Genomic DNA, 10,309 nt, shown 5'->3' on the forward strand with positions numbered 1-10,309 from the left:
AGGCCGGCGCGCAGGCCGGCCGGATCGACGGTCATGCCCTCGGCGGGGCGGACGAACGCGACCAGCCGAGCGGGCCGCGGTGGCTGCTCGTGCGCGATCACCGCCACCTCACCGACCCCGGGCCGCCGCCGGAGGAAGGCCTGGACCTCGGCTGGTTCGACCCGGTAGCCCCGGATCTTGACCTGGTGGTCGACGCGGCCGAGGAACTCCAGGCTCCCGTCCGGTGACCACCGGGCACGGTCGCCGGTCCGGTACAGGCGCGCACCCGGTGGTCCGTACGGATCTGGCACGAACCGGTCCGCGGTGAGTGCCGGGTCGCCGAGGTAACCGCGGGCGACCCCGGCGCCACCGACGTGCACCTCGCCGGGAACGCCGACGGGGACCGGCGCCAGTCCTTCGGTCAGTACGTACATCGTGGTGTTCCGGATCGGCACACCGAGGGACAGCAGTCCATCGGTCGCCGGGTCGGTGATCAGCTGTCCGGAGTTGCCGACCGTGATCTCCGTCGGCCCGTACTCCGTCGCGACGAGCGTGCCGCCGGGACCGGCGAGGTCGCGCCAGCGGCGGGCCAGCGCGGCTGGGAACGCGTCCCCGGCGGCGATGACCACGCCCGCGAGGTCACGGGCCTGTTGTGGGCTGAGTTCCAGGCTGAGCATGTTCAGGTGACCGGGGGTCATCTTGAGAAAGCTGTACGGCGCGCCGCGCACCAGGCACTCGCCGAGGTCCGCGCTGTCCAGCGGGTCGGGCAGCAGGTCGACCCGCTGGCCGGTCAGTAGCGGGGTGAGCAGGCTCGGCATGCCGAGGTCGAAACCGATCGAGGTGAAGAACGCCGACCCGCCGGTGCCGCGTGCCGCGTACTCCTCCACCGTCCACAGCAGATAGTTCAGGAGACTGTCGTGCTGGACCAGCACACCCTTGGGTTTTCCGGTCGAACCGGAGGTGTAGATGACGTACGCGAGCTGTTCTCGGCGGACCCGCACGTCCTCTGGTGTCGCGGGCAAGGCCGCGATCGTGTCCTCTTCGGACCGCAGCAGCGCATCGGTGATCACCAGGGCGCACCCGGCCGCGTCGGTCATGTAGCGTAGCCGCGGCTCGGGCAGGCCGGGGTCGAGCGGCACGTAGGCGCCGCCAGCCCGCCACACCCCGAGGATGACCGGCAGCAGGTCCGGTGTGCGCCGCAGGCGCACGCCCACCGGGGTCTCGGCGCGTACCCCGAGGCTTCGCAACCACCGCGCGATCCGGTTGGCGCTCGTGCCGAGTCCGGCGTAGGTGAGGGTCGTGCCGGAGACCTGGACGGCCGGGGCGTCCGGGGTCCTGGCCGCCTGTGCGCCGAAGTGGTCGACGAAGGTGCCGGTCGCCGGGCTGACCGAGGGGCCCCTGGCCCAGTCGCCCAGCACGTGGTCCCGGTCCTCGCTCGGCAGGTACGCGTCCAGGGTGGACCTGCCCTCGGCCATCGCTTCCAGCACACCGCGGTACATCAACGCCAGCCGGTGGAGGTAGCCGTCGGCGATCGCGGAGGTGTGCAGGAGGAGTGCGCCGTCGCGGACCTCCACGTGCAGGCCGTACCGCTCGGCGCCCGCGACCCTGTCGCCGGTGGTGATGAGAACCCGGTCGGCCAGGTCCTCGGAGTCCTCGGTGTGCGCCGCACCGTCGGAGTGGACGTCGGTGTGGAACACCCGCTCCTCGGTGAGCGTGCTCAGCACCTCGAGGTGCGCGCCGACCAGCTGGCCGGCGTCCATCGGAGCGAGGTCGACGAACCCGACCTTTACGGTCCGGACGGTGCTGCCGACGCCGTGCCAGGCCGTCGGGAGCCGGAGGTGGGCAGCGGTCACCGGTCTGCCTCCGGCATGTGTGACTTGATGATGTCCGCGACGAGCGGACCCGCCTCGGTGAGGATGTAGTGGCCGGCGTCCAGCAGGTGGAGGGTGAACTCCCGAGTCGTCTCGGTGGCCCAGGCCGCCATGGACTCCTCGCTCACGAACGCGTCGTGCTTGCCGCCGATGACGGTGATCGGCACGTCGAGCGGCGGTCCCGATGAGTACTCCAACCGTTCGACCACCCAGTAGTCGGCGCGCAGGATCCGTTCGAACAAGGTCATCAGCTCGGGGTCGTCGAGGATCTCGGCGGGCATGCCGCCGAACGCCTCGACCTGCTCGAGCAACTCCTGGCGGGGCAACAGGTGCAGCGGCTCGTCGATCCGACGGACGCTCGGCCCTGGCGCGGAGGACAACACGATGATGACCGGCGCCGGGTTTCCCGCGTCAACGAGCCTTCTCCCCAGCTCAAAGGTCAGCACACTGCCGGAACAGTGCCCCAGCAGCACGTACGGCAGGTCGAGCAGTGGGGTCAGCGCCTCCTGGAGCGCGTCGACGACCTCCCGCCAGTCCTCCGCCAAGGGTTCCCGCAACCGGCTCTCGCGGCCGGGTAATCGGACGCCGCACAGCTCGACTTCCGTCGGCAGCAAAGGGATCCAGGGATTGAAGGCGGCGGCGCCCGCACCGACGTGCGGGACGCAGAACATCCGCGACGTCGTCTCGTGCGCGCCGCGCGGGCGGGCCAACCACCGGTTGCCCGCCGAGGCCGGGGGTCTGCTCCTGCCGGACACCGGGCTGGCCTGTTCCGCCTCCCCGCATTTATAGGTGTTGGTTGCGTTGGGGGACGGAGGGTTCTGTTTGGTCACGTGCTTGTGGCTGGGTTGCGTCACGTTCCCCTGAGGTGCGGTTGGGTGCCGCGAGGTTGACAAAGGGGGTGTCATGACTCGAGTGCCTTTCGCAGCATGGTTGCCAGACGCGCGTCGCGCAGGATGGCCATCGGCGAGTCGATCCCGTGGTCGAGCGCGTGTGCCTCGGCGTGGGGGACGGCCTCGGACCACGTCCGCGTCACCTCCGTCGGGTCCGCGAGATCGTGGACGAGCACAGCCGGGCCGTCGTACCGACCGGGCGGGCCGGACCGCACGGCCAGGGTGAGGTCGACCCACCTCTGTTGCAGCCGAGGGAGATCGGCGGGCCGAAGGTCGTCGTCATACCACCCGTCCTGCCGGATCCTGGTATGGATCTCATCGAGGCTCTCCGTGCCGTCGAACCCGAACCGCCGCGCCAACTCGGCCAGCCGCCGCGGGAGCAGGTCGTCGTGGTCGGGAGCCGAACCCAGGGCGGGCGGGCGAATCAGGGCCAGCGGCGCGACGGCCTCTCCCCGGTCGGCCAGCCTGCGTGCCATCTCGAGCGCCACCACCGCGCCGAAACCGAAACCGGCCAGCCGATACGGCCCGGCGTGGCGCTCCAGCGCCGGGAGGAACCGGTCCGCGATCTCGCCGGCCGTGTCGAACGGCGGGATCGGGCCGCGGGTCCCGGGCAGCGGGATCCCGAGGACGGGCCGCGGCTGTCCCCAGGACGCGATGGCGTCCCGCTCCGCCTCGACATGGCTGTCGGAGTGCACGGCGTACAGGGGGGTCCCCGCACCCGACACGATCGGTTCCAGTGCGACCGTCGGCCAGAAGGGCGTGCGCGGGGCGGGTGCGCAGAGGGCCGGAACCGCCATTGGGGGAGCGTCCGCCGCGTGGACGGTCAGGGTCTCGGCGAGCCGGGCTGGACTCGGGTTCCGCAGCGCCATGGAGCTGCGTACCGGCAGCCCGCGGTCCCGGGCTCGACCGACGACGTCGATCATGCCCAGCGAGTCGCCGCCCAGGTCGAAGAAGTCGTCGTACGGGGAAACAGCACGGCCGAAATACCCGCTCCATATTTCGCAGATCACACGTTCGACCGTGCCGCAGGACAGCCTTGCGGTTGCTGCGGCCGCTGTGTTCAGTTCGGCCATCCTGCCTTAACCCCTGTGCGTCGTCAGTGTGGACCGCACCAGCTTGCGGGCCGTTCCCGTGCGGTGCCAGGCACCGGGGCGGCAAGTTCGGTCGCCGAGTTGCCGGTTTCGATTCCTGGAAACGCAGGGGTGCCTTGCGAGAGTTTGGTGCGAACGAGGGATCCCCCAAACGCCGGAAAGATGGAGACATCTGTTGACTACTGCGATCATGGGGCCTGCCCAGATCTTCAGCCTCAAACTCACCGACGACGAGCAGGCCGGCCTGAGCACGCTCGCGGGGCGCGCCGTGCGTACCGCGCCCCGGCTGGTCGACCACGACGGTTGGCAGACCGAGGTGCGTGCTATGAGCTGCCACCTCCCGGTCCGCCTGCTCGAGGCGATCCGACGCTTCCGGCACGACTCCGGTCCCGACGGGACACTGACGGTCACCGGCCTGCCGATCGAAGCGAACACACTGCCCCCGACACCGAACGTGCCGGACTCGGTCGAACACGTCGCCACCGTGCCTGCGGCACTGGCCATGCTGCTCGGGCAGCAACTCGGCGAGGTCATCGCCTACCGGGAGGAGAAACAGGGCGCGCTCGTGCAGAACGTCGTCCCCGTCCCGTCGCTGGCGAAGTCGCAGAGCAACGGGGGCTCGGTGGAGCTCGAGATGCACACGGAGAACGCGTTCCACCCCAACCGGCCGGACTACGTCGGGCTGCTGTGCCTGCGCGCCGCCCACCAGCACCGGGTGGGCACTCGCGTCGCCGCCGTCCGTCGGGCGCACCCGTTGCTCGACGAGACGGATCGGATGGTCCTGCGCGAGCCCCGCTTCACCACCGAAGCGCCGCCGTCGTTCACGTCGACGGACTGCACCGGCCCGCAGCCGGTGCTGACGGGCAGCGCGGACGACCCGGACATCTGCGTGGACTTCCACACCACGTCGCCGCTGGACGCCGGCGCCGCACGGGCACTGTCGCACCTGCGCGAGGCGTTGGAGGAGGTCGAGTGCGAGCTCGCCCTCGAAACCGGTGACATCGTGTTCCTGGACAACCGGCTCGTCGTGCATGGACGCATCGCGTTCAGACCGCGATACGACGGGACCGACCGGTGGCTGCACCGCGTCTTCGTCAACCTCGACCACCGACGCAGCCGGATCTCACGCAACGGCAACGGTTCCGTCCTGGGATGACGAGCGAGAAAGGTCCGGGGTTGGCGGGTCCGCCCACCCGCCAACCCCGGACTTCGTTCATCCGGCCAGCACGTCGGTGGTCGCCTCGCGCAGCTCGCCGAGGTGGCCAAGCGAGCCCAGGACCTGGTCCTGTGGCACACCGAAGTCGATGAGGCAGGCGATCTCGTCAACGCCGATGGCCGTCATCCGCCGTACGACCTCGACGCCGTCGGACACCGTGCCGAACAGGCCCGCGGTGTCGAAGTAGCGGCCGAAGGCCCGCTCCACCAGGAACTCCTTGTCCGCGTCCGACATCTTGGCCGGGTCGAAATCGCCGTCGCCCGCGGCGGGGTCGCGCGCGATGAGGTCGAACGCGCTGCGCAGGTAGTCGGTGAACGGCTCGCGGACCACCTCGCGGACCTCGTCCCGATCGTCGCCGATCATGGTGTGCAGCATCACCACAACATGCCCTCGGGCGTCCACGCCGTGCGTCGCGGCCAGCTCCTCCCGGTACGCGGCGATGTTGTCCGCCAGCTGATCGTGGGTCTGACCAAGCTGGTGGGTCAGCAGCCCCGTGCCCAGCCGGCCGGCGATCCGGAACGTCTCAGGCGAACCGCCACTGGTGATCCAGACCGGCACCTCGGGCTGGACCGGCTTCGGGAAGACCCGCACCGGCTGCGGTTCGCCGTCCACGCCGGCGAACTCGACCTCCTCGCCACGCCAGAGCCTGCGGACGGTCTCCACCGCCTCGGCCATGACGTTTCTGCGATCGCGGAAGGTCTCCGGCCGGAGCACGAAGTCCCTGGCGTGCCAGCCGGACGCGAAGGACACGCCGGCCCGGCCGCCGGACAGGTTGTCCACGGCGGCCCATTCCTCGGCGATCCGGATCGGGTTGTGCAGGGGAGCGACGACACTGCCCGCCCGGATGCCGATCCGCGTGGTCACCGCGGCCAGTGCGGCCCCGGTCACGGCCGGGTTGGGATACCGGCCGCCGAAGGAGTGGAAGTGCCGCTCCGGTGTCCACACCGCCGTGAACCCGTTGGCATCGGCGAACCGTGCGCTCTCCAGCAGTAGGTCGTACTCGTTGTCGCCCGGGGCGCTGTCGGCGAAGAAGAACAGGCTGAAGTCCATGTGCGGTCCCTTCCCCTAGCGAGTGGGATGGTCGAGTTTTCCTTTGATGAGGCCCTGGAAGAGGTTGAGCCTCTGCATGTTTCCCGTGCCCTCCATGAACTCCACCCCGCGCGCGTCGCGGCAGAGCTTGTCAAGCAGCGGGTGGTCGAGCCGGGCGCCGGGACCGAAGAACCCGCACGCCTCGAGCGTCGCCTCCTCCGCCAGCCGGCACGCCCTGGCCTTCGCGGCCGAGGCGACGTACCCGGCGTCGCCCTTGGCGTCCACAGTGGACGCGGCCAGGTGGATCAGTGCCCGGGCGCCGTCGATCCGGCGGCGCAGCCGGTCCAGCGCGCTCTGCTGCGCGGGGGGCAGGCAAGACCGGTTGGTGGTCACGTATTCGTAGGCGGCACGGGCGATCCCGAGCGCTATCGCGGCCACGCCAGGGCGGAGTCGGTTGAAGGTCTGCAGGAACGCCCACGTGCCGCGCCGGGTAGGTGAGAGGTGCCGTCCGAGCACCCTGTCCGACGGGATCGGGATGCCCGACAGGGTCATCTCGCTGATCCGCGCGCCCCGCAGGCCGAGCATGTCCAGCGGGGTGGCCGAGTATCCTGGCGCGCACGTGTCGACCAGCACCGCCGTGATCCCGAGCGGGCCGGGGCCGGTACGCGCGAACACCACTCCGATCCTCGCCCGGGTCGCGTTGCCGATGTACCGCTTGGCGCCGTGGAGGAGTCCGTCCGGGGACAGCCGGGTGCTGAGTGCGGTGGCGTCCGACCCGTGGTCCGGTTCGGTCAGGGCGAAGAAGGTCCACTGTGGACTATCGAGTACCCGGCCGTAGAACCACTTCTTCTGTTCGTCGTCGGCGAGCAGGTCGACAAGTACGCCACTCATGGACGGTCCCGGCGAGGCGAGCAACATCCCGGCGTCGGCGCATGCCAGCTCCTCTGTCACGACGACGCGTTCCAGCGCGGCCATGCCGTGGAACCGGCGTCCACCGGCGACCACCGGTTCGCCACCCCACTCGGGCGGGACGGTGAGCGTGGACAGGTACCTGACCGCGGGCAGGTCGAGGTGCCGGTGCACCGCGTCCGGATCGGCGTCCAACTCGAGCGCGAGCCCGCGGAAGTCGCGCGCCCACTCGCCGACCTGCCCGCGCAGGCGCTCCAGTCCGTCGTCGAGCGGGGTCACCGTTCCGCCTCCCCGAACTTGAATGTGTTGGTTGCGTTGGGGATGGAGGGTTCTGTTTGGTCACGTACCTGTGGCTGGTTTGCGTCACGTTCCCCTGAGGTGCGGTTGCGTAGCACTCGGCCTGATATCGATCCCGAGGTGGACACAGGGAGCGTCATGGCGCCACCTCTGCCGCGTACGCCTCGGCGAGGACCTCGGAAAGGTAGGCCGTCTCCCCGGCCCCGTCCGCGAGGTAGCCCGATGCCCCGAGCAGCCGGAGCAGTGCGCGGTCGGCGACGGTGATCTGCTGGTGCAGGTGCGCCGGGCCCGGCGCTTCCACACCGGTCAGCACCGCGTGCACCTCTAGTTGCTCGATCAGCACGTCGGCTACCGCACCCTTGACCATCTGCTGGCGCAGCACGGTGGAGTCGCCGCAGGCGTGGCTGTCGAGGTAGCGCACGCAGCCGTCGAGGAGGCCCTCTGACAGGCCGAGCCGCAGCCAGACCAGGCCGAACGTCCAGCCGCCGTGATCGACGGTGTCGGCGTGGCCGCCGGGACGGTGCCGCAACACGACCAGGGGGCCGCCTCGCCGTAGGAGCTCTTCCCCGCCGGCGGCCCGGTCGTACCCGCGGCCGTCCTGCCAGATCCGGTCAGCCGTCGCGGCGACCACGGCGGGCACGACGGCGTGCCCACCCGGGCCACAGGGCAGCACACCAGGCAGTGTCTCGTCACACAGCACGGTCAACGCCTGCGCGAGGCCGTTCTCTCGTGCTGTCCGGCGGACCGTGAGGTTCGTGTTCACGAACGTTCCACCGTTCTTCATCGTTCGTCGCTGGAGTCGCCGCCGGTCATTGGACCCCGGTGCACCACTCGAGAACCGCCATGGCGCTGTGCAACTTGTTCGCGGCCTGGCCGAAGGCGATGCTCGCCGGCCCGTCGAGCACCTCTTCGGTGACCTCCTCGCCCCGGTGGGCGGGTAGGTCGTGCATGAACACCGCCTTCTGGCTGGCGTCCATCAACTCGGCGGTCACCTGGAAGGGGGCGAACACCTCCCGCCAGTGCGGGTCCGGCTTGCTGGTGCCTGTGGTCTGCCACCTGGTCGTATAAACCACGTCGACGTCCCGCGGCAGGTCGTCGAGGTCGTGCCGTTCGCGGATGACGGTGCCGCCTGCCGCGGTGGCGGTCGCGCGCTCGAGGACGGCCGAGGGCACGCCGTATCCGGGAGGTGTGCGCAGGTGCAGTTCGACGTCCCGGAACCGGGCGAGCCCGAGCGCCAGTGCGACGGCGGTGTTGTTGCCCTCGCCGACGTACAGCAGGTGCAACCCGCGGACGGAGCCGAACTGCAGGGTGAGGGTGGTGAGGTCAGCCAGTGCCTGGGTGGGGTGCTCGTCGGCGCTCATGGCGTTGATCACCGCCATCCGTGGTTGCTCCGCCCAGGCCCGCAGCTCGGCAGGGTTGCCCGAGGTGCGGGCCACCAGCACGTCGAGCATCTCCGACAGCACCCGGCCCGTGTCCTCCGTGCTCTCCCCGGTTTCGAGCTGCAGATCGTGCGGCCCGTACCCGATGATGTCGGCACCGAGCCGCAGAGCGCCGGAGGAGAACGCGGTCCGGGTCCGCGTCGAGGTCTTCCGGAAGTACACGCCGACGATTTTGCCTACCAGCGAGGGACTCTCGACGCCTGCCCCGATCGCCGCGCGCCGCGCCAGTTCGGCGCCGCGCTCGACGATGTCCGACAGGGCCGGGTCGGGCAGGTCGTCGAGGGAGATGAGATGTCTGGTTTCGTTCATGCGCTACCACCGTTCGACGTCGGCGAAGAAGTCCGGCACCTCATGGGCGTGGCCGGTCTCGGTGCCGAGCGTGAGAACCGTCAGGCCAACGGCGATGTCCAGCACACCGAGACCGAAGGGGGAGAAGATGCGTGGTTTGTCGTCGCCGATGGTCACCTCGCCGAGTAGAAGCTCGGCGATCGTCCCGTCGATGAAGTCGCGGTGCCCGAACTTTTTCACCGCGAGGTCGGGTGCGGTGGCCGCGTTCAGGCAGTGCTCGACGTCGTCCAGGATGTTGTGCGACGCGGCGATGATGTCGGGGCCGATATCGCGCAGGGACACGTTCAGCACGGTCTGGCCGGGGCGGAACGTCGAGGCGTCCACAATGTACGGTTCGTTCGCGGTGGTGGCGAGCACCACCAGCTCCGCGTCGGTGATCGCCTCGGCCAGCGTGCCGGACACCCTGCCCGGGTAGCCGAGCGCGTCCGCGTGGTGCACCAGTTTCCCGGCGTACGCGGGCACCGTGTCGAAGATGGCGAACTGGTCGACGGTCCAGTCCTGCGAGTGCAGGAACTCCAGGATGGTCCGGGCGATGACGCCCCCGCCAACCACCGCGACCTTGCCCGCGGATCGGGAACCATGCAGCTCCTGCGCGGCGAGCACGGCCGAGGCCGCGGTCCGCGCCGCGCTGATCTGCGCCGCCTCGAGGCAGGCGTACGGATACCCGGTCGCGAAGTCGTTGAGCAGCAGGACGGCCGACGCGCGCGGGATGTTCCTGCGCACGTTGTCGGGGAAGCTGCCGATCCACTTGATGCCCGCGGTGCCAGGTTCGCCGCGCAGCAGGGCGGGCAGCGCGATGATCCGCGCGTTCGGTTTCTCCGGGAAGCGCAGGAAACAGCTGTTCGGGTTGATCGTCTCCCCGCGGTGGTGTGCGAGGTAGGTGTCCCGCACGCACGTGACGATCTCGGCTCGCGACTTCTCGATGATCGTGTGAATGTCCTTGCCGCCCATGACACGGAAGGTGAACATCGCTCAGCCCCCCGCGACGGTCAGTTCTGGACTGTCGGCGACCGCGGCGGGCTCGGCGAGGCAGTCCGGGCCGAAGACCTCGGTCACCCAGGCGTCGTCGTAGATCGTCCTGGCGTATCGGTCGCCGAAATCGGGGGAGATGCCGACCACGCATGAGCCGGCCGGCAGATCCTGTGCTCGGCGCAGGATCGCCGACATCACCGTGCCGGTCGAACCGCCTGCGAACAGCCCGTACCGCGCGGCGAGCCATCGGCAGGTCCGGACCGCGTCG

The 10,309-nt window shown here is 70.0% G+C and carries 9 protein-coding genes and 1 pseudogene; 1 reads left to right on the forward strand and 9 read right to left on the reverse strand.

The features are described 5' to 3' along the window. The 3 genes from ACJ73U_RS43640 to ACJ73U_RS43650 all read right to left on the reverse strand — a co-directional run. Positions 1–1,832: amino acid adenylation domain-containing protein (locus ACJ73U_RS43640; protein WP_407783678.1), on the reverse strand; the 1,832-nt coding region annotated here is incomplete at its 3' end. Continuing rightward, a complete protein-coding gene (locus ACJ73U_RS43645; RefSeq protein WP_407783679.1) occupies positions 1,829–2,605 on the reverse strand; it encodes a thioesterase II family protein in 777 nt (258 codons plus the stop codon). The genes ACJ73U_RS43645 and ACJ73U_RS43640, both read right to left, overlap by 4 nt. 146 nt (positions 2,606–2,751) lie before the next feature. After that, positions 2,752–3,750, reverse strand: coding sequence for a thioesterase domain-containing protein (locus ACJ73U_RS43650; RefSeq protein WP_407783680.1), 999 nt, complete (start codon positions 3,748–3,750; stop codon positions 2,752–2,754). Positions 3,751–4,006: 256 nt separating this feature from the next. On the opposite strand from ACJ73U_RS43650, the gene ACJ73U_RS43655 reads away from it, so the two are divergent. Further along, positions 4,007–4,987: a TauD/TfdA family dioxygenase gene (locus tag ACJ73U_RS43655; protein ID WP_407783681.1), complete on the forward strand. Its 981-nt coding sequence runs from the start codon at positions 4,007–4,009 to the stop codon at positions 4,985–4,987. Positions 4,988–5,044: 57 nt separating this feature from the next. On the opposite strand, the gene ACJ73U_RS43660 is transcribed toward ACJ73U_RS43655, so the two are convergent. The 6 genes and pseudogenes from ACJ73U_RS43660 to ACJ73U_RS43685 form a co-directional block, all read right to left on the reverse strand. Then, positions 5,045–6,097, reverse strand: coding sequence for an LLM class flavin-dependent oxidoreductase (locus ACJ73U_RS43660; RefSeq protein WP_407783682.1), 1,053 nt, complete (start codon positions 6,095–6,097; stop codon positions 5,045–5,047). 15 nt (positions 6,098–6,112) lie between these two features. Beyond that, entirely contained in the window at positions 6,113–7,264 is a 1,152-nt protein-coding gene (locus ACJ73U_RS43665) for an acyl-CoA dehydrogenase family protein (RefSeq protein WP_407783683.1), read from the reverse strand. Between the two features lie 154 nt (positions 7,265–7,418). Beyond that, complete coding sequence (locus ACJ73U_RS43670; protein ID WP_407783684.1) at positions 7,419–8,045, reverse strand: DUF2786 domain-containing protein; 627 nt, start codon at positions 8,043–8,045, stop codon at positions 7,419–7,421. A gap of 46 nt (positions 8,046–8,091) precedes the next feature. Next, the gene (locus tag ACJ73U_RS43675) at positions 8,092–9,030 is read right to left on the reverse strand and encodes an ornithine carbamoyltransferase (protein ID WP_407783685.1); all 939 of its coding nucleotides are present in this window, start codon (positions 9,028–9,030) and stop codon (positions 8,092–8,094) included. Between the two features lie 3 nt (positions 9,031–9,033). Then, the gene (sbnB, locus tag ACJ73U_RS43680; protein WP_407783686.1) at positions 9,034–10,038 is read right to left on the reverse strand and encodes a 2,3-diaminopropionate biosynthesis protein SbnB; all 1,005 of its coding nucleotides are present in this window, start codon (positions 10,036–10,038) and stop codon (positions 9,034–9,036) included. 3 nt (positions 10,039–10,041) lie between these two features. Further along, positions 10,042–10,309, reverse strand: a pseudogene (locus ACJ73U_RS43685) (2,3-diaminopropionate biosynthesis protein SbnA); the annotation flags it as partial.

The organism is Actinophytocola sp., assembly GCF_045807065.1.
Taxonomy (GTDB): Bacteria; Actinomycetota; Actinomycetes; order Mycobacteriales; family Pseudonocardiaceae; genus Actinophytocola.